A 19,309-nucleotide genomic window follows, 5' to 3' on the forward strand; every position below is an offset into this window, starting at 1 on the left:
CACCGATATTTGGCGCCGTGGATCAGATTGACACCACACGCATGGTCAGATTGATCCGCCCGCCCTTGGCCAGAAGCGAGCTTGAACCGAATCGAATCCGATCCACGCCGTGATAGGCCAGTCTTGCCGCGCCCCCCATCACAACCACATCGCCCGAATTCAGCCAGATCGACTGCGTCGCGTCGCCCCGCGCGCGACCGCCCATCCGAAACAGCCCGTCATCCCCCAGCGACACCGAGACGACGGGCCACTCGAAACTGGCTTCATCTTTGTCGCGGTGCAAACCCATGCGCGCCCCTTCGCCATAGTAGTTGATCAAACAACACTCCGGGGTCTGCGCCAAACTCGTCACGTCACGCCATATATCCAGCACGGATTGTGGCATTTCCGGCCAAGGCGATCCAAGGGGATGGGTCGGCGAATATCGGTAGCCCTCGTGATCCGTAACCCACCCATAGGGCCCCGCCGCCGTCATCTTGACCGACATCGGTTTTCCGCCCGGCGTCACGGGCGCAGTAAACGGCGCGATCCGCACGACATCGCGCAGGTCATTCAGAAGATCATTTTGAGCCTCGGTTGAGAGATAGGCCTTATGAATTTCAAACCCTGACACCTTCAAAACGCTCATGGCAGCCTCGCGAAACTCGAATTACGCCCAAATTGCCACAAGAATCCCTATCGAAGACGTTTCAAAAGGTTGCAGCGCAGGCGGCCTCTCCTTATATACGCTGCGAACCGCTTGAAGCGACCTGCTTCATGTGAATTGAGATCGGGGCAGCGGCGCCATAACGGGCCATATGCTCCGTGTCATCGCCTTGAATAAATGAGGGATCTAAAAATGGCCAAAGTCATAGGTATCGACCTGGGAACCACCAACAGCTGCATTTCCATTATGGACGGCAGCCAACCGCGTGTAATTGAAAACTCCGAAGGGGCACGGACGACACCGTCCATCGTCGCCTTTACGGATGACGAGCGCCTCGTGGGTCAGCCCGCGAAACGGCAAGCCGTCACCAACCCTGAAAACACTGTTTTTGGTGTGAAACGTTTGATCGGGCGTCGTTTTGACGATGCGGATCTGGCCAAGGACAAGAAAAACATGCCGTTCAACGTCATTGATGGCGGCAACGGCGATGCCTGGGTCGAAGCCAAGGGTGAGAAATACTCCCCGTCGCAGATTTCCGCGTTCATCCTCGGCAAGATGAAAGAAACAGCTGAGAGCTATCTCGGCGAGGACGTCACGCAAGCAGTTATCACCGTGCCTGCGTATTTCAACGACGCCCAACGTCAGGCCACCAAAGACGCCGGTAAAATCGCCGGTCTCGAAGTGTTGCGGATCATCAACGAGCCAACTGCTGCGGCGCTGGCCTATGGTCTGGACAAAGAGCAAACCCAGACCATCGCGGTGTATGACCTTGGTGGCGGTACATTTGACGTAACGATTCTGGAAATCGACGATGGTCTTTTTGAGGTGAAATCCACCAATGGGGATACCTTTCTCGGTGGTGAAGACTTCGACATGCGCATCGTGAATTACCTCGCGGATGCGTTCAAAAAAGAACATTCGGTTGATCTGACGCAGGATAAAATGGCGTTGCAGCGGTTGAAGGAAGCCGCCGAAAAAGCCAAAATCGAGCTGTCCAGCTCCAGCCAGACTGAGATCAACCAGCCGTTCATTTCCATGGGCGCAAACGGCCAGCCGCTGCACATGGTCATGAAGCTGACCCGCTCCAAGCTGGAAAGTCTCGTGGGCGATCTGATCAAGGCGTCGATGAAGCCCTGCGCAGCGGCATTGAAAGACGCGAAACTGTCGCCCTCGGATATCGACGAGGTCGTTCTGGTCGGTGGTATGACACGCATGCCAAAAGTCGTCGAAGAAGTGACCAAGTTCTTTGGTAAGGAACCCCATAAAGGCGTGAACCCAGACGAGGTTGTCGCCATGGGTGCCGCCATTCAGGCCGGTGTTCTGCAAGGCGACGTCAAGGATGTTGTGCTGCTTGATGTGACCCCGCTGTCCTTGGGTATTGAAACGCTCGGCGGCGTGTTCACACGTTTGATCGACCGCAACACAACGATCCCGACCAAGAAGTCGCAAATCTTCTCGACCGCCGAAGACAACCAGAACGCCGTGACGATCCGTGTTTTCCAGGGCGAGCGTGAAATGGCGTCGGATAATAAAATCCTCGGTGCGTTCAATCTGGAAAGCATCCCGCCTGCACCACGCGGTATGCCACAGATCGAAGTGACTTTTGACATTGACGCCAACGGGATTGTTTCCGTGGGCGCGATGGATAAAGGCACCATGAAGGAACAGAAGATCACGATCCAGGCGTCGGGCGGTCTGTCTGATGACGACATCGAAAAAATGGTCAAGGATGCCGAAGAGAACGCGGAATCGGATAAAGAGCGCCGCGAGTTGATCGAAGCGAAAAACCAGGCGGAAAGCCTCATCCATTCGACAGAGAAATCTGTCGAGGAGCATTCCGACAAGGTTGATCCAACCACGGTTGAGGCCATTGAACTGGCCATTGCTGCGCTGAAGGACGAGCTGGAAACTGAAAATGCCGATAAGATCAAATCTGGCATCCAGAACGTCACCGAAGCGGCGATGAAGCTGGGCGAGGCGATCTATAAGGCGTCCCAGGACGAGGGTGACGATGCGCCTCATGCAGCTGACGAGCCGCGCGATGGGGATGATGACATTGTGGATGCCGAGTTCGAAGATCTCGACGATGATAACAAGCGCGCGTAAATTGCGTTTAACCCGGAACCACTGCATTGGCCGACCTTCGGGTCGGCCTCTCACGTTCCAACGAGGGGATATTTCGAATGGCGAAACGTGATTATTATGACGTGCTCGGCATTGCCAAAGGTGCAAGCGCAGAGGAAATCAAAAAAGGCTATCGCACGAAGGCCAAAGAACTTCATCCAGACCGAAATGCGGATAATCCCAAGGCCGAAGCACAGTTCAAAGAGGCCAATGAGGCTTACGAAGTCCTGAAAGACGCGGATAAGAAGGCCGCTTATGATCGATATGGCCACGCCGCCTTTGAGGGCGGAATGGGCGGCGGTGGCGGGCGACCCGGTGGCGGATTTAGCGGCGGCGGGCAAGGTGATTTCGGTTCGGCGTTTTCCGATGTTTTTGACGATCTTTTCGGCGATTTCATGGGTGGCCAGCAGCGCGGCGGCGGCGGACGACGCGCCGCACGTGGGTCTGACCTGCGCTACAATCTGCGCATCACGCTAGAGGAAGCTTTTTCCGGCCTGCAAAAGACGATCAACGTGCCGGCTTCGGTGAGCTGTGACGCCTGCAAAGGATCTGGCGCAGAAGGCGGCGCGGAGCCAACCTCCTGCCCGACATGCTCAGGCATGGGTAAGGTACGAGCACAACAGGGTTTTTTCACGGTTGAACGCACCTGCCCGACATGTTCGGGTCTCGGTCAGATCATCAAGAATCCCTGCAAATCTTGTCAGGGTGCTGGCCGTCTCGAAAAAGACCGCTCACTCAACGTCAACATTCCCCCCGGTGTCGAAACGGGTACGCGCATCCGGCTGTCGGGCGAGGGTGAAGCGGGTATGCGAGGCGGGCCGTCAGGCGATCTCTATATCTTCTTGGATGTGGCGGAACATGAGTTGTTTCAGCGCGAAGGGAGCAGCCTTTTTTGTCGCGTTCCCGTCTCCATGGCGAAGGCCGCGTTGGGCGGCTCAATAGAAGTTCCGACAATTGATGGTGGCAGAGGTCGGGTGCAAATCCCTTCTGGCAGCCAGTCCGGTCGACAAATGCGTCTGCGCAGCAAGGGGATGCCAGCGCTGCGCGGGGCCGGGTTCGGCGATATGTTCATAGAACTGGCCGTTGAAACGCCGGTGAATTTGACGGCGCGGCAGAAAGAACTGCTCGCCGAATTCGAGGACCTGTCGGAAAATAACAATCCCGAGACATCCAGCTTCTTTTCCAACGTAAAAAGCTTTTGGGATTCGATGAAAGGCTGATATGAGTTCGCTTTTCATCGCCGGGAACTGAAACGCCGACCCATATGGTCGGCGTTCGGTGTTGCAGGAGCGGTTTAAGCGCGAAGGCTGCTCGGCACCCCGCTGGGGGATTCAGTGACTTTCATTGACAAGCCAACCCGACCGCTTAGCGTACCCAAACCTCGACGCGGCGGTTGACCTGACGTCCCCAGGCGCTTGCGTCACACGCCATTGGCAGAGCTTCTCCAAAGGCGTCGGCCTCAAGGCGCAGTTGATCAAAATCGGCCGTTTCAGCAGCATCCATGACCGCTTGCCTTACCGCATTGGCCCGCTTCAACGCGATGTCCTTGTTAACCTGCGCGGATCCTTCGCCGTCGCTGAAACCTGCGAATAATATCTCGCGTGCACCATATCGCCCCTGCTCCAGGGCGCGGGCTAATTGCTGAACATTGGAGCGCGATTGCGCGTCCAGCCGGATCGATCCCGACTCAAAGCGGAATGATGTGGTCAAGCGTTTCATAGGTGCCAGCGTCTCGATCATCCTTTGCAGTTGAACAAGACTGACCTCCGGACCCGCCGCCCTGATTGCGTTCACCAGTCGATTGCCCTGCTCATCCACTGGAATTTCTTCCGGGGCCTGATCCACGAAACCCGCGCGTCTTATGACAAATTGCGCTGTCGGACCGCGCATGAAGGCCAAAAACTCTCGGACAATTTTAGAGAGCCGACGCGCAGGCAGGTAGAGAAACATTGGCGCGGAAAGAGGGTAATCCTCTGTTTTGATTGACCGCCGTGTCGCGCGTAAGGCGCGCCCGCACGACCCGGCCAAGGTCAAAGCTTCTGCATTTCCCACTTCCGCAAAGCTCGCGACACCCAGCGCAAACGGATCGGCAGCCACAGCTCTTGAAAGCTCGGCACCGCGGGTATGACGCGTGATGTTGGGTGACATCTGCAAACCCGCCGGGATGATAATTTTATCCTCCACCGCCTGTCCAAGTCCTGTGTTCGGCATTGGAGCATGCAAAACAATCGGCGCATCAGGTCCGCCGAGTTCGGACCAATTGGTAATGCGCCCGGCATACACCCGCGCCAGAAACGCTGGCGAAATTTCACGCACCGGGTTATTGGCGGCAACGATCGGCACAATGGCATCGAGTGCCAGCACGAGACTGCGGTGATCGCCGGTCATATCGCCCAGCCCGGCTTCCTGAGCGCGGCGTTGCTCCTGGGGTCGAATTTCACGCAAGGCCATGACAATATCGGCCTCATTGGCCAGAAGATCGGCAAACCCCTCATTTGTATTTGTAACCCGGAAGTAAAACACTGCAACGCGTTTCTGGGTACCCTCATCGGTTAATGTATAGTGAAAATGTGTCTTATCCTCTACGTCACGCGTGGCGGAATAATCATTGCGCAGGGCAAAACCCTCGATCAGCGCGGGCAGCAAAACCGCACCCATGGTGGCAGATCCCGAGATGCTCAACTCTGCGACATAATCTTCTAGGTTCGGGCAACCGGGCCCATCGCAGAGCACGCCCGAACCGTCCACGGTCAATTCACCGTAAATCGTTTCCATGCGATAGAATTCACCGTCGAAACCGAGCAGTGTGCCGGACAGTTCAACCTTGCCATCTCGAGAACTCAGCGTCACATCCTGAGCCCACCCCACCTGCACCACAAGACACAAAACGAGCGCCGCCCAAGAGCCTTTGATCATTTCGGTTGCCCCGCCACAGTGTGCATCGGTACGACTCTCGGGTTTCAAGGCGGATAATTCAACACCTCAAAATCGACCAAACCACAGGCGCGGGGTTCCTGAGTCAAAGATATCACGCATAACATCGGCTTCTTGGGCCTCTATCGGACAAAAATATCCGCTAAATCAGGCGCCCATGGCAATGTTTGAACTTCTTGCCTGAGCCGCAGGGGCATTCTTCGTTCCTGCCCGGATTGCCCCATGTCGATGGGTCGTCCTCAACGAAACCCGCGATCGCATCGCCGCTGGCAGGGGTCACTGCATCGGACGCAACAACGGGCGAAACTTGCTGCGCAGCGGCCTGTTGTGCGCGCAGTTGTTGCAGCATTTCTTGTTGCTCTTGTTCCGTCAAAGGTCTGATCTGGGAGAGTTTTTGCGTCACATCTTCGCGCAAACTGTCGAGCATGCTTTCGAACAGCTGGAAGGATTCGTTCTTGTATTCATTGAGCGGGTCGCGTTGCGCATAGCCTCGGAAACCGACAACGGACCGCAAATGCTCAAGCGTCAAAAGATGCTCGCGCCATTTGGTATCAATCGCCTGTAACAGCAGTTGCTTTTCGATATTGCGCATGTTTTCGGAGCCAAATTGCGCAGCTTTTTCCGTCATATAGGTGTCCGTGGCCGCAATCAGGCGTTCACGGATGGCATCGTCATCCACACCTTCTTCTTCGACCCAATCAGCAACCGGCAGATCAACGCCCAATTGTTCCTTGGCAGCCTGATAGAGACCCTCGCCGTCCCATTGATCCGCATAGGTATTGGGTGGCAAATATTGGTCAATCACATCATCAATAACCTGGTGCCGCATGTCTTTGGTGATCTCGGAGAGGTCAGCCGCCTCCATGATGTCGCGGCGCTGCGTGAAGATCACCTTGCGCTGTTCATTCATCACATCATCGAATTTCAACAATTGCTTGCGAATGTCAAAGTTGCGCCCTTCGACCTTGGCCTGCGCGCGTTCCAGCGACTTATTCACCCAAGGGTGGACAATGGATTCGCCTTCTTTCAAACCCAGGGTTGTCAGGACTTTTTCAAGACGCTCGGAGCCGAAAATACGCATCAGATCATCTTCAAGACTCAGATAGAAAGACGAACGCCCCGGATCGCCCTGGCGACCCGAGCGACCGCGCAGCTGGTTGTCGATCCGCCGACTTTCGTGGCGCTCAGAGGCCAGGACATAAAGCCCGCCCGCCTCGATGACCTTTTGTTTCTCGCTGGCGTGTTGCGCCTCGATCTGCCTGCGCAGGGCTTCGGGATCGGCGTCGGGGTCGGCTGCAATCGCGTCCATCACCTGCATATCGACGTTGCCGCCCAATTGAATATCGGTGCCGCGCCCCGCCATGTTGGTCGCAATTGTGACCGCACCGAATTTACCGGCATCCGCGACGATTTGCGCTTCCTGCTCGTGCTGGCGCGCATTCAAAACGTTGTGCTTGATCCCGGCGTCGGTGAGCAATTGGCTCAGCGCCTCGGATTTTTCAATCGACGTAGTCCCGACCAGAGCAGGCTGACCCTTGGCGTGGCTTTCCTTGATCTGCTCCAGCATCGCCTCATATTTCTCGCGCACCGTGCGGTAGACCTGATCGTCGTCATCCACCCGCGCGATGGGTTTATTGGTGGGCACTTCGAGCACACCAAGCCCATAGATTTCCTGAAACTCCTCAGCCTCGGTCAGCGCCGTCCCGGTCATCCCGGCCAGCTTGTCATAAAGACGGAAATAGTTCTGGAAGGTCACCGAAGCCAGCGTCACGTTTTCCGGCTTGATCCCAACGTTTTCCTTGGCCTCGATTGCCTGATGCAGCCCGTCGGACAGGCGCCGCCCCGCCATCATCCGACCGGTGAATTCGTCGATCAGGACAACCTCACCGTCGCGCACGATGTAATCCTTGTCGCGCTGAAACAGCTTATGCGCGCGCAGGCCCTGGTTGACGTGATGCACAATTGTGGTGCTCTCGGGATCATAAAGGGTCTGGCCCTCTTCGAGTAGCCCGCGCCCGTGCAGGATTTCCTCAAGAAACTCATTGCCCTCGTCACTGAAGGTGACGTTACGGGTTTTTTCGTCCAATTCGAAATGATCATCCTTGAGCTCGGGGATGACGACATCGATGACCTTATACATCTCGGAACGGTCCTGTGACGGGCCGGAAATGATCAGGGGCGTGCGCGCCTCGTCGATCAGAATCGAATCGACCTCATCCACAATCGCATAATTGTGGTTCTTTTGAAAAATCTGGCTGAGCTCGGATTTCATGTTGTCGCGCAGGTAATCAAACCCAAGCTCATTGTTCGTGGCATAGGTTATGTCGCTGGCGTAGGCGTCGCGCTTGGCCTCCTCGGTCATCTCACCATGTGCAACGCCCGTGCTCAGACCCAGAGCGGCGAAGACCTGCCCCATCCAGGCCGAGTCGCGCTTTGCGAGGTATTCGTTCACGGTGACGATATGCACACCCTTGCCGGTGAGCGCATTCAAATAGGCGGCAAAAGTTGCCGTCAGGGTTTTCCCCTCACCGGTCTTCTGCTCGGCGATATTACCCTCATGCAGGAAAACGGCACCGATCAGCTGCGTATCAAAGGCCCGCAGACCCAGGGCGCGCCGTGCCGCTTCACGACAATTTGCAAAGGCTTCGGGCAGCAAATCATCCAGACTCTCGCCGTCCAGCGCCCGTTTGCGGAATTCCTCGGTTTTTTCCAAAAGTCCGGCATCTGACAACTTTTCAAACTCCGGCTCCAGCGCGTTGATCTTGGCGATCAGCGGGCGGGTCGCTTTGACTTTGCGGTCATTGGGCGTTCCAAAGACCTTTTTTGCGAGTGTTCCGATGCCCAGCATGCGTTCTCCAGCCGAAGTTTTAGTGAATGGTGCCGATATGCTTGCTCGTGCCCGCAACAGCCCATAAATAGAAAGGGAACGCAGCACTCTCGCGGCGCCCATAGGGCGATGTAAGGGTCACGCCAAACCGTGTCAATGTCACGCACCATCGTGGCCCATCCATAGGACCCATTCATGCACAAACATCTCAATATTCTGGCGAGCGCGGCGCTTGCCCTGACCATTGGCACCCCGACCTGGGCTCAGGACCAGACCGAGGCAGAACCCCTCACCGCTGATACCGTGGTTGCCATCGTAAATGATGTGGAAATCACGCTCGGACATATGATCGCTGCGCGCGCATCGCTGCCCGAACAGTATCAGCAACTGGAGGATAACGTTCTTTATGACGGTATTCTGCAGCAGCTGGTGCAGCAAAGTGCCCTGGCACAAACCTATAAGGATGAATTGCCAAAGCGCGTCACGAAATCGCTGGAAAACGAGATGCGTTCCTTGACCGCCGCGGAGGTCGTGGAAAATCTCCTGGCGGATACGGTGACCGAGGAGGCGCTGCAAGGCCTTTATGATCGCCAATATGGCGACATCGATCCCGAAGAAGAGTTTAACGCCTCCCACATTCTTGTCGAAACCGAAGAGGAAGCCATCGCGATCAAGGAAGACATCGCCAATGGCGCGAGTTTCGCCGCCACAGCACGCGAAAAATCGACAGGTCCCTCCGGACCCAATGGTGGCGAATTGGGCTGGTTTGGTGCCGGCATGATGGTCCCAAGTTTTGAAGCCGCAGCAATCGCATTGGCCGTCGGAGAGGTGTCGGACCCGGTTCAAACCCAGTTTGGATGGCACGTGATTATGTTGAATGACATACGCAAGGCAAATATCCCCACATTTGAAGACGTACGAAATGATCTGGTCCAGGAAATACGCCAGAGCGTAGCGCAACAAACGATTGAGGATGTAACCAATGCAGCCAACGTCCAGGCACCGACCGGATTGGAAATCGATCCCGCCGTTCTGAAACAGATCGACTTGTTGGATTAATCGAAATGGCCACGATTACCGCTGTATCACCCTTGGCGCCTGCGTCTTTTCCGGATCTGCCGATCATTGACGGTGTACGGTTTGCGACCGTCGCCGCAGGGGTGAAATATCAGGGCCGCACCGATGTGATGTTAGCGCAATTGGTTCCCGGTACGGCCATTGCGGGCGTGTTCACCAAATCATCGACGCGCTCGGCTTCGGTTCTGGATTGTCAGGCAAAGCTGGGTGGTAACAGTGATGACGGTGCCGCCATTCTGGTGAATTCGGGCAATTCTAACGCCTTTACCGGGCGCGGTGGTGTCGCAGCGGTTGAGACCATCACGCAGGCGGCGGCAACGGCCTGTGCCGTCCCACAGAAGCGTGTTTTCACATCCTCCACCGGCGTTATCGGCGAGCCGCTGCCGTTTGAGCGGATCACCTCACATCTGGACGCATTGGCGGGTTCGCTGGATGAAAAGGCAATCGAATCAGCCGCGCGCGCGATCATGACGACGGACACCTTCCCCAAGGGGGCCTGTACGACCGTAACCCTGCGGGGCGGCACCATCAATATTGCCGGGATTGCCAAAGGGTCCGGGATGATTGCCCCTGATATGGCAACGATGTTGGTCTATATCTTTACCGATGCCAAAATTTCCCAATCCGAGCTTCAGGGTTTGGTGAGCCAGCACAACGCAAAAACGTTTAATTGCATCACGGTGGATAGCGACACTTCGACATCCGACACGGTTCTGGTCGCCGCAACGGGTGAATCGGGCGTGGATGTAAACGGGCAGAGCGCATTTTCTCAAGCACTTTATGGTGTGATGTTGGATCTGGCGCATCAGGTCGTCCGGGACGGAGAAGGCGCGCGGAAATTCGTGGAAATTGCGGTCACCGGTGCGTTGGATGACGCAGAAGCCAGGGTGCACGCCTTGTCGATCGCAAATTCGCCCTTGGTGAAAACCGCCATCGCTGGCGAGGATGCCAATTGGGGGCGTGTGGTCATGGCGGTCGGAAAATCGGGCGCGACGGCGGATCGTGATCTTTTGTCGATCCGGTTCGGGGACGTGGTGGTGGCCGAAAACGGGTGGGTCAGCCCGGGGTATGACGAGTCCAAGGCGGCCGCCCATATGAAGGGGGACACGCTTGTGATTGGCGTTGATATCGGACTTGGTCAGGGGCGCGCAACGGTCTGGACCTGCGATCTGACGCATGGGTACATCGACATTAACGCCGATTACAGATCCTGATTGTGGTGAAGGTCGTCTTAGTTTCAGCCGTCGCCCTGATTGACGTGGATGGTCGCGTGCTGCTGGCGCAGCGGCCCAAAGGCAAATCCATGGCCGGGCTTTGGGAATTTCCGGGGGGTAAGGTCGAACCCGGCGAAACACCCGAACTCGCGTTGATTCGTGAATTGGAAGAAGAACTTGGGATCAACACATGGGAATCCTGCTTGGCACCGCTGACATTTGCGAGCCACAGCTATGATGATTTTCATCTGTTGATGCCGCTGTTTGCCTGTCGCAAGTGGTCGGGAACACCCACCTCTCGCGAAAACCAGGCCTTGAAATGGGTAAGACCGCACGCCCTGAAAGATTTTCCGATGCCTGCTGCGGACCTGCCGCTCATCCCTATTTTGCGAGATTGGCTCTAGGTTTTTGACCTCACGCGAAAGTGCTTGCGGTTTTTCGCCTATTAAGTGTATTTTGAATGAAAGTGTATGTAATGTAACTGAGTTTGAGTACAGTTTTTATGTCAAAATCCTGGGGAGGACGTGACATGATGAGGACGATTACTCTTGGCAGCACAATTTCGGTACAAGGCACATACGTACGTGCGCTTCCGGATGGGCGCATTGTTGTCAAAGTCGACGATACCAGTTTTGCAGGCGCACCGGTCACCAAAGCCGCCTGAAGAAACTGGAAACGCCAGAGGGATGAAATTTCCTTGACGAAAGTACAGTGGTTTTTTTGTTTGTGGTTCATGAATAAAGCAAATGAAAAGTCACTTACTTTTATCTGGGCGATCTCTTAGCGCGTGCGCCTAGTTGGCGTGCCTGCGCTATATATTTTGGCCAAGCATTGCATAGGGTTGCTTCCCAGCCCCGACTGGATGACCATACCGGATTTGCGGTTTTTGAAGGTGTCGGCGTTACTCTTCGACAGAAACCGTATTGCGGATCATACCTACACCGCTGCATTTGTGATCCGATGCGATTTATTCATTTCCGTACGCGCGTCGAAGCCTTTTGGGCAAAACTCAACACAGCCAGCTTCCATTTGAAACGCAAGGCCACAGCAGATATTGAACGGCCATCGCCCAAGAATTCAAATGGCGGCGACGTTTCTTCGCAGTGGTTTACTGCCGAATCGTACTTAGGCGATCACGTTTCGCAGATGGCACGAGATATATAGAAAAATGCGATTTACCATTCAATCGAAAATTAAATCGAAGGGATTTTGCGCTCCCCTGAAAATAGAGACGGCCATTCGGGCCGCCTCAATCTTTGAATTTCCTGCTGTTTGATCAGCTGAGCGTACGCGTGATTTCTTCGCGCTCAAAAATCTCGATCACATCATCCGCACGGACGTCATCGTAATTCTCAAATGCCATGCCACACTCTTGACCCGACTGCACTTCGGCCACTTCGTCCTTGAAGCGTTTCAATGTTTTCAGCGTCCCCTCATGGATAACCACATTGTCGCGCAACAAACGCACACCGGCAGAACGACGCGCCACACCTTCGGTCACGAGACAACCGGCTACTTTGCCAACGCCGGTCACTTTGAAGACCTCTTTGATCGTCGCATATCCGATAAAGTTCTCACGGATTTCCGCGCTCAGCAGCCCAGAAGCCGCCGCTTTCACATCATCCACAAGATCATAGATCACCGAATAATAGCGGATCTCGACACCTTTCTGGTTGGCTGTGTTACGCGCCGAGGTGTTCGCCCGGACGTTGAAGCCCATGATCGGCGCGCCGGAGGCTTCGGCAAGACCGACATCCGTTTCCGTGATCGCACCAACACCGGAATGCAGCACGCGTACGCGGACCTCGTCGTTACCGATTTTTTCCATCGCCTGAACGATTGCTTCGGCGGAACCCTGCACATCGGCCTTGACCAAAATGGGCAATTCGCTGACGTTTTCATCGGCCTTGGCATTTGCCATCAGCTGTTCAAGGGTCGTCGCCGCACCCGCTGCCGCACGTTTGTCCTTGGCGGCATTGGCCCGATAAGACGCGATCTCGCGCGCCTGCGCTTCGGTCGATGTGACGTTCAGAACATCACCCGCTTCGGGCGTGCCATTCAGGCCAAGCACTTCAACGGGAACCGATGGACCGGCTTCCTTGACGCGCTCACCCTGGTCGTTAATCAGCGCACGGACCTTACCGTATTGCTCACCCACAACAAAGATATCGCCCTGGCGCAAAGTCCCGTTCTGGATCAGAACGGTCGCAACGGGGCCGCGACCCACATCAAGCTGCGCCTCGATCACAGCACCCTGAGCGGCACGGTTCGGATTGGCCTTGAGCTCCAGAATCTCAGCTTGCAAGGCAATCGCCTCAAGCAGTTGATCCAGCCCCTGACCGGTAATTGCTGAGACTTCAACATCCTGAACTTCACCGGACATTTCCTCAACGATTACCTCATGTTGAAGCAGATCGGTCCGCACCTTGGTTGGGTTCGCCGCCGGACGGTCAATCTTGTTGATCGCCACAATCATCGGCACTTTGGCCGCTTTGGCGTGATTAATCGCCTCAACGGTCTGTGGCATCACGGCATCATCCGCCGCCACAACCAACACGACGATATCCGTCACATGGGCCCCGCGCGAGCGCATCGATGTAAAGGCCGCGTGACCGGGCGTATCGAGAAAGCTCAGCACTTGTCCATTATCGGTCGTGACCTGATAGGCCCCGATATGCTGCGTGATCCCACCAGCTTCGCCTGCAACGACCTTCGCCTTGCGGATCGCATCCAGAAGCGATGTTTTACCATGGTCGACGTGGCCCATGATCGTGACAACGGGTGGCCGCGATTGCAGGTCCTTTTCGTCGTCCTCGACCTCATTGATCACATCTTCGACATCCGCATCAGAAACGCGCACCACTTTGTGACCGAATTCCTCGATGATCAGCTCCGCGGTATCCGCGTCGATTGTTTCGTTCTGGGTGACCATCATGCCGTTGTTCATGAGGGCTTTGACCACTTCACCAACGCGTTCCGCCATGCGATTTGCCAATTCGGATACGACAATCGCCTCGGGCAATTGTACATCGCGCACGACCTTTTCGCGCTCGACCGTACCACCCATCGCCTTGAGACGCGCACGTTCCTGCTTGCGCTTCATCTGCGCCATGGAGCGCTGACGTCCGCCTTCGCGGCCCGAAAGCGCCTGGTTGAGGGTCAGCTTACCGGAACGGCGATTATCATCACCCGCCTTGGCGTTGCGCTTGTTGTTGTCGCGCTCGCGATCTTGCTGTTTGCGCGGGGCGCTGTCAGGTGCTGCCTTGGCACTGACGGCGCGCTGGACGACGGGCTCTTCAACAGGTGCCGCGGCAGCCTTGGCGGCGGCTTCGGCCTCTTCCTTGCGGCGAGCGTCTTCGTCGGCTTTCGCCTTGAGGCTTTCCTCACGCTCACGCTCTTCGCGCTCTTTTTCTTCAATCCCAGCGGGCCGTTTCTTCGGGTCACCAAGTGACGCCGGGTTAATCGTGCCTGACTTGGGCACACCCGCCTTTGGCACCACAACGCGCTTGCGTTTGGTCTCCACCACGACGTTTTTTGTCCGCCCGTGGCTAAAGCTTTGCTTTACGTTGCCCGGACGCGCGCCACCGCCACGCAGACCCAATGTTTTTTTGCCGTCAGTATCGCTCATGAAGCTCGTCTATCCTTTCGAGTGGCCGTTGCCACCCTCGTTTTCGCGCACGCCTTTTAGCCGATGGGCTTCCTCTACAACACGTTGAGTGAGTCCACCAGAGGCGAGCGCCCCATGTATCACAGTTTGGCGGCCAAATGCCAAACCCAATTCATCTGCGGTCAGACAACCGATGTACGATCCATAGTGCGGCGTACTCAGTTTCGATTTTCCGCGCCCTGATCCATCCACTGCCTGGATCAGAACTTCAGCTTCTTCCATTTGAAGCCAGCTTTTAACCTTTTCGTAACCCGCAACGGCCTTGCCGGCCTTGCGCTGCAAGGAAATCAGTTCAACAACGCGTCGGACGAGCAATCGTTCGACCTCAGCGACCAGATCATCCGCGACCGTCACCGCTTGTTTTGCGCCGCGCGAGAAAAGGTCCTTTTTAACCGCCTTTTCCAATGCGGTCCGGTCCGCCGCGACATAAATCCCACGGCCCGGCAATTTTCCCAGAATATCCGGGAATATCTGCCCCTCTGGCCCAGCCACAAAGCGGATCAAACCAAATTTTGGCTGCACCTCGCCTGTGGCAATGCACTTGCGTTCGGGACCGTCGATCCGGTCGTTTGGAGCGCCACCGCGACCCATCAGGAGACCCCGAGGTCTGAGATCAGACCTCGGCTTCCTCCGTCTCAGTGCCGTCGGCATCTTCTTCAGCGTCAGCTTCCAGTTCTGCCGGATCCACCCAGCCCAGCATGACCCGAGCCGTCATGATCATATTCTGCGCTTCTTCCAAAGACAAATCGAAAGGCTCCAGAACACCATCGTCTTTCGTGCGTTCACCGTCCGTGGTTGTCCAACCCCCGGCCAATTCCCAATCCGCGCAGGTCGCGAAATCTTCGAGCGTTTTCACATCATCCTTGGCCAAGGCTTCAATCATTTGGGGCGTCAGGCCTTCAAATTCAACCAGGCTGTCTTCGACGCCCAGCGCACGCGCACTTTCAAGCGCCGCTTTGTTTTGCGCCTCCAGAACATCACGCGCACGAGCCTGAAGTTCCGCTGCGGTATCGGAATCGACACCATCAATCACCAACAGCTCGTCCAGCTCGACGTATGCGACCTCTTCGAGGTTGGTGAAGCCTTCGGAGACCAGCAGCTGCGCAAAAAATTCATCAAGATCGAGGTTATCCATGAACAGTTTGGTGCGCAGTTCGAATTCCGCCTGACGGCGCGCGCTTTCCTGCTCTTCGGTCATGATGTCGATATCAAGACCGGTCAATTGCGAGGCCAGACGCACGTTTTGACCCCGACGCCCAATCGCAAGGCTCAATTGCTCTTCTGGAACAACAACTTCGATCTTCCCGGCTTCCTCATCCAAAACAACCTTGGACACTTCGGCGGGTTGTAGCGCGTTCACAAGAAAGGTCGGCTGATCTTCGTTCCATGGAATAATATCGATCTTTTCGCCCTGCAATTCGTTCACCACAGCTTGCACGCGCGAGCCGCGCATACCAACGCAAGCCCCAACCGGATCAATCGAATTGTCATATGAAATCACCGCGATCTTGGCGCGCGAACCGGGATCACGGGCAACCGCCTTGATCTCGATGATGCCATCATAAATCTCGGGCACTTCCATCTTGAACAGTTCCGCCATGAATTCCGGCGCGGTACGGGACAGGAAAATCTGCGGGCCACGCTGCTCGCGACGCACGTCCTTGATGTAAACGCGGATGCGGTCGTTCGGACGATATGATTCGCGGCCGATCTTTTCGTTGCGGCGCAGAATCGCCTCACCGGCACCCACATCGACGATGACATTGCCATACTCTTCACGTTTGACCAGACCATTGATGATCGTGCCGGCGCGGTCTTTGAACTCTTCGAACTGGCGATCGCGTTCAGCTTCGCGCACCTTCTGGAGGATCACCTGCTTGGCGGATTGCGCAGCGATTCGACCCATCTCAACGGGCGGAACTTCTTCGATCAGCTGCTGACCGACCTCTGGATCAGCCATGTATTGCTTGGCTTGCTCGACGGTGAATTCGGCCTGATAATTCTCCAGCTCTTCATCCTCGACCACCGTGCGCACGCGGGTGAATGTCGCGCGGCCCGTCTTGCGGTCAATCGCCACGCGAATGTCCATTTCCGCGCCGTAACGCGACTTGGCGGCACGGGCGAGCGATTCTTCCATCGCCTCGATCACCAACACCGGGTCGATCATCTTTTCACGCGCCACAGCCTCGGCGGTTTGCAACAGCTCAAGCTGGTTTGCGGATGTAATGGCCATTTATCGGTCTCCCTCAGCAGACGTTTCCGTCTCTATCTCATCGAACTTTGTTTCATCAATCGCGCCAGATTCTTTACGCTGACGCAGCATTTCCTTGATCAGATCGTCGGTCAGAACCAATTTGGCATCCGACAACCAATCGAATTTTAACCCGATCGTACCCTCGTCCAGGTTGATCAGAACCTCATCATCCTCGACCCCGGCCAATTCGCCCTTGAAACGCCGACGCCCGTCGATCAAATCCGCCGTTTCGATCTTGGCCTCATAGCCCTCGAACATCTCGAAGTCTTTCAGCCGCGTCAGCGGTCGGTCGATCCCAGGACTGGACACTTCCAGCGTATATTCATCCAGGATCGGATCTTCGACGTCCAGAACGGCGCTCACCGCCTGGCTGATCTGCGCACAATCATCGACCTCGATGCCACCGTCCGGCTTATCCGCCATGATCTGCAAGATCGTCGTCTTGGCCGACATCAAACGCACACGCACCAGTTCAAACCCCAAATCCTCGATCACCGGGGTGATGATCTCGGCCATGCGGCGATCAATGGCGGCTTTTGCAATCAGGTCGTTGTTCATGTTGCTTTCAGGCATAAAAAAACGGGCGCGCGGCCCGTAACAAGTTTCGGTGGTGCGTTTGGTTTGGACCCGAACGCGCCGCTATTGGAATGGATATACGCATGGGACGCGGAGTCTGCAACCCCTGTTTGTGTCAGGCGATCCACCAGCGCTGTGCCGCGCGCAAATTATCCATCGGCCAACGCGTTCCGATGCTCTGGGGCAGGCCCACTTCCTTGCGCACCGCGCAGGTCATGAAGTTCTCCTCCGGTAACAGCGTGATTTCGCTCAACACACCCAATTCGGCGGAATGGGTCAAATCAACCGCATCGACAAAATGATCGCGCAGCGCCTCGGCACGCACCGCATCGGCGGGCAGCGACACCAGCTCCACCCGGTCGAACCACCCAGCCTTTGCGTCCTTGTAGTGATCGTCCACCCGCGCGCCGATGAATTGCCGGCCAGGCTGAAAACGATGTGTCCGGTAAAGGCCGGTGCCGATGCCCTGCGTCATCGCGGCGTCAATATGCCCGGCGGGGTAAATCACCATCTGCGGACCGCTGAGGCGATAGGGGAAATCCGCATCCGGGATCGACAGTGTGATCCGGATTTTATGGCTGCTGAGGGTTTCAATCTCCTGGACATCCGACAAGGCCCCGGATGCGTGTATGTCAAACGAGGCCAGAACATCATTTGAATCGAGGGGTTTGCCGTTGTGAAACACCGCGTCCTGCCGCAGATCAAACACCCAGACCCGTGCATCCGTACTGCCGTACCAAGCAAGCGCCAGCTCTCCGCGCAGCGTACCGTCCGAGGCGATTTCAGTCAGCGTTTCAAAGACCGCACCGATCATCGCAACCTGCATGAACAGGCCCTGTGGCGCGCGCGCGTCAAAACCATCCGCCCGTGTGGCACCCGATAGAGCCATGCGAAACTGCCCGCCGCGCACAGGGGACGTCCCCGCCGAAAGCCCGGTCGCCGCAAGCAGTGCCGCCGCTGCACCCGAAGCAAAAAGCGCCCGCCTGTCGATATTGGGACGGCGCACGCTCATCGCCCGCCGATCCGATCCATGGTGCGCACAAGCTCTGCGCTGATCCCCGGTTCGGACAGCGCATGACCGGCGTTGCGCACCATTTTAAGCTCGCAATTATCCCAGGCACTGGCCAAGGAAAAAGCGCTGTCGGGCGGGCAAATCATGTCATACCGCCCCTGCACGATGACGCCTGGAATATGCGCAATCCGGCCCACATGTGCCAGAATTTGACCGTCAAAATCCAGAAAACCCGCGTTTGAAAAATAGTGATTCTCCAGCCGGGCAAAAGCGCGGGCATATTCCCCCGGACTATCGCCCGTTGAGCCGGACGAATGAATTGACGCCAGCGCGTTTTCCCATGCGGACCATGCTTTTGCGAACCGTGTTTCGAGGGGAAGGTCGCCGGAAAACAGACGTCGGCGATAGGCCTCGATCATATTCCCACGTTCATCCTCGGGGATCAGCGCGGTAAACCGCTCCCAGACCTCGGGCCAGAATTTGCCCGCGCCACCCCCATAGAACCAATCAAGTTCCGCCTGCGTCATCAAGAAAACACCGCGCAACACGATATGGCGCACGTGGTCGGGATGGGATTCCGCATAGATCAGCGCCAGTGTCGCGCCCCAGCTGCCGCCAAAAACGATCCACTGATCAATATCCAGGGTGGTACGAATCATCTCGATATCCGCCACCAGATGCCATGTGGTGTTGTGCGTCACGCTGGCGTGCGGTCGCGAGCGGCCACAGCCGCGTTGATCAAACAGGATGACCCGGTAGATTTCAGGATCGAAATAGCGTCGCATCGTCGGGCTGCACCCGCCGCCCGGACCGCCATGCAGCACCACAACCGGAATCCCATTGGGGTTGCCACATTGCTCAACATAGATCTTGTGACCCTGACCCACATCAAGCATCCGCTGATCGAAAGGATCGATCGGCGGGTACAGATATTGCACTGCGCGCTTTTGGTCCGAGAATTTGTCCATTACTGGCCTA

Annotated in this window: 15 protein-coding genes; 6 read left to right on the forward strand and 9 right to left on the reverse strand. The window is 56.3% G+C overall.

What is annotated here, in order from left to right; translation table 11 throughout:
- Nucleotides 1–22: 22 nt before the first annotated feature.
- A complete protein-coding gene (locus ROLI_RS21210; RefSeq protein ID WP_187428427.1) occupies nt 23–628 on the reverse strand; it encodes an alpha-ketoglutarate-dependent dioxygenase AlkB in 606 nt (201 codons plus the stop codon).
- A 210-nt stretch (nt 629–838) separates the two neighbouring features.
- Here ROLI_RS21210 and dnaK point away from each other — a divergent pair, with 210 nt between their 5' ends.
- Both dnaK and dnaJ read left to right on the forward strand, forming a co-directional pair.
- Nucleotides 839–2,752: a molecular chaperone DnaK gene (gene dnaK / locus ROLI_RS21215; protein ID WP_187428428.1), complete on the forward strand. Its 1,914-nt coding sequence runs from the start codon at nt 839–841 to the stop codon at nt 2,750–2,752.
- A 77-nt stretch (nt 2,753–2,829) separates the two neighbouring features.
- Complete coding sequence (dnaJ, locus tag ROLI_RS21220) at nt 2,830–3,990, forward strand: molecular chaperone DnaJ (protein ID WP_187428429.1); 1,161 nt, start codon at nt 2,830–2,832, stop codon at nt 3,988–3,990.
- 145 nt (nt 3,991–4,135) lie between these two features.
- Here the strand turns inward: dnaJ and ROLI_RS21225 are convergent, their stop codons facing one another.
- The gene (locus ROLI_RS21225; RefSeq protein WP_187428430.1) at nt 4,136–5,686 is read right to left on the reverse strand and encodes a substrate-binding domain-containing protein; all 1,551 of its coding nucleotides are present in this window, start codon (nt 5,684–5,686) and stop codon (nt 4,136–4,138) included.
- A 160-nt stretch (nt 5,687–5,846) separates the two neighbouring features.
- Nucleotides 5,847–8,552: a preprotein translocase subunit SecA gene (secA, locus tag ROLI_RS21230; RefSeq protein WP_187428431.1), complete on the reverse strand. Its 2,706-nt coding sequence runs from the start codon at nt 8,550–8,552 to the stop codon at nt 5,847–5,849.
- Nucleotides 8,553–8,726: 174 nt separating this feature from the next.
- Between secA and ROLI_RS21235 the strand changes: the two genes are divergently transcribed.
- From ROLI_RS21235 to ROLI_RS21250, 4 genes are all read left to right on the forward strand, one after another.
- Nucleotides 8,727–9,590, forward strand: coding sequence for a peptidylprolyl isomerase (locus ROLI_RS21235; RefSeq protein ID WP_187428432.1), 864 nt, complete (start codon nt 8,727–8,729; stop codon nt 9,588–9,590).
- A gap of 5 nt (nt 9,591–9,595) precedes the next feature.
- Nucleotides 9,596–10,822: a bifunctional glutamate N-acetyltransferase/amino-acid acetyltransferase ArgJ gene (gene argJ, locus ROLI_RS21240; protein ID WP_187428433.1), complete on the forward strand. Its 1,227-nt coding sequence runs from the start codon at nt 9,596–9,598 to the stop codon at nt 10,820–10,822.
- A 5-nt stretch (nt 10,823–10,827) separates the two neighbouring features.
- Nucleotides 10,828–11,226: a (deoxy)nucleoside triphosphate pyrophosphohydrolase gene (locus ROLI_RS21245; RefSeq protein WP_187428434.1), complete on the forward strand. Its 399-nt coding sequence runs from the start codon at nt 10,828–10,830 to the stop codon at nt 11,224–11,226.
- Between the two features lie 128 nt (nt 11,227–11,354).
- Nucleotides 11,355–11,486, forward strand: coding sequence for a hypothetical protein (locus ROLI_RS21250; protein WP_338469274.1), 132 nt, complete (start codon nt 11,355–11,357; stop codon nt 11,484–11,486).
- A 612-nt stretch (nt 11,487–12,098) separates the two neighbouring features.
- Here the strand turns inward: ROLI_RS21250 and infB are convergent.
- The 6 genes from infB to pip form a co-directional block, all read right to left on the reverse strand.
- Nucleotides 12,099–14,450: a translation initiation factor IF-2 gene (gene infB, locus ROLI_RS21255; RefSeq protein WP_187428435.1), complete on the reverse strand. Its 2,352-nt coding sequence runs from the start codon at nt 14,448–14,450 to the stop codon at nt 12,099–12,101.
- A 9-nt stretch (nt 14,451–14,459) separates the two neighbouring features.
- The gene (locus ROLI_RS21260) at nt 14,460–15,080 is read right to left on the reverse strand and encodes an RNA-binding protein (protein ID WP_187428436.1); all 621 of its coding nucleotides are present in this window, start codon (nt 15,078–15,080) and stop codon (nt 14,460–14,462) included.
- A gap of 22 nt (nt 15,081–15,102) precedes the next feature.
- Nucleotides 15,103–16,722, reverse strand: coding sequence for a transcription termination factor NusA (gene nusA, locus ROLI_RS21265; protein ID WP_187428437.1), 1,620 nt, complete (start codon nt 16,720–16,722; stop codon nt 15,103–15,105).
- Nucleotides 16,723–17,301, reverse strand: coding sequence for a ribosome maturation factor RimP (gene rimP, locus ROLI_RS21270; protein ID WP_187428438.1), 579 nt, complete (start codon nt 17,299–17,301; stop codon nt 16,723–16,725). It lies immediately after the preceding gene.
- A gap of 133 nt (nt 17,302–17,434) precedes the next feature.
- Nucleotides 17,435–18,331 (reverse strand): ABC transporter substrate-binding protein, encoded by an 897-nt coding sequence (locus tag ROLI_RS21275; protein ID WP_187428439.1) that lies wholly within the window; start codon nt 18,329–18,331, stop codon nt 17,435–17,437.
- Entirely contained in the window at nt 18,328–19,299 is a 972-nt protein-coding gene (gene pip, locus ROLI_RS21280) for a prolyl aminopeptidase (RefSeq protein WP_187428440.1), read from the reverse strand. The genes ROLI_RS21275 and pip overlap by 4 nt, the downstream gene beginning before the upstream one ends.
- Nucleotides 19,300–19,309 lie beyond the last annotated feature (10 nt).

Origin of the sequence: Roseobacter fucihabitans (assembly GCF_014337925.2) — a bacterium.
Classification (GTDB): Bacteria; Pseudomonadota; Alphaproteobacteria; order Rhodobacterales; family Rhodobacteraceae; genus Roseobacter; species Roseobacter fucihabitans.

Coding starts and splice junctions, on each gene's coding strand:
- ROLI_RS21210 (WP_187428427.1), bottom strand. CDS start 628: ATGAGCGTTTTGAAGGTGTCAGGGTTTGAAATTCATAAGGCCTATCTC.
- dnaK (WP_187428428.1), top strand. CDS start 839: ATGGCCAAAGTCATAGGTATCGACCTGGGAACCACCAACAGCTGCATT.
- dnaJ (WP_187428429.1), top strand. CDS start 2,830: ATGGCGAAACGTGATTATTATGACGTGCTCGGCATTGCCAAAGGTGCA.
- ROLI_RS21225 (WP_187428430.1), bottom strand. CDS start 5,686: ATGATCAAAGGCTCTTGGGCGGCGCTCGTTTTGTGTCTTGTGGTGCAG.
- secA (WP_187428431.1), bottom strand. CDS start 8,552: ATGCTGGGCATCGGAACACTCGCAAAAAAGGTCTTTGGAACGCCCAAT.
- ROLI_RS21235 (WP_187428432.1), top strand. CDS start 8,727: ATGCACAAACATCTCAATATTCTGGCGAGCGCGGCGCTTGCCCTGACC.
- argJ (WP_187428433.1), top strand. CDS start 9,596: ATGGCCACGATTACCGCTGTATCACCCTTGGCGCCTGCGTCTTTTCCG.
- ROLI_RS21250 (WP_338469274.1), top strand. CDS start 11,355: ATGAGGACGATTACTCTTGGCAGCACAATTTCGGTACAAGGCACATAC.
- infB (WP_187428435.1), bottom strand. CDS start 14,450: ATGAGCGATACTGACGGCAAAAAAACATTGGGTCTGCGTGGCGGTGGC.
- ROLI_RS21260 (WP_187428436.1), bottom strand. CDS start 15,080: ATGGGTCGCGGTGGCGCTCCAAACGACCGGATCGACGGTCCCGAACGC.
- nusA (WP_187428437.1), bottom strand. CDS start 16,722: ATGGCCATTACATCCGCAAACCAGCTTGAGCTGTTGCAAACCGCCGAG.
- rimP (WP_187428438.1), bottom strand. CDS start 17,301: ATGAACAACGACCTGATTGCAAAAGCCGCCATTGATCGCCGCATGGCC.
- ROLI_RS21275 (WP_187428439.1), bottom strand. CDS start 18,331: ATGAGCGTGCGCCGTCCCAATATCGACAGGCGGGCGCTTTTTGCTTCG.
- pip (WP_187428440.1), bottom strand. CDS start 19,299: ATGGACAAATTCTCGGACCAAAAGCGCGCAGTGCAATATCTGTACCCG.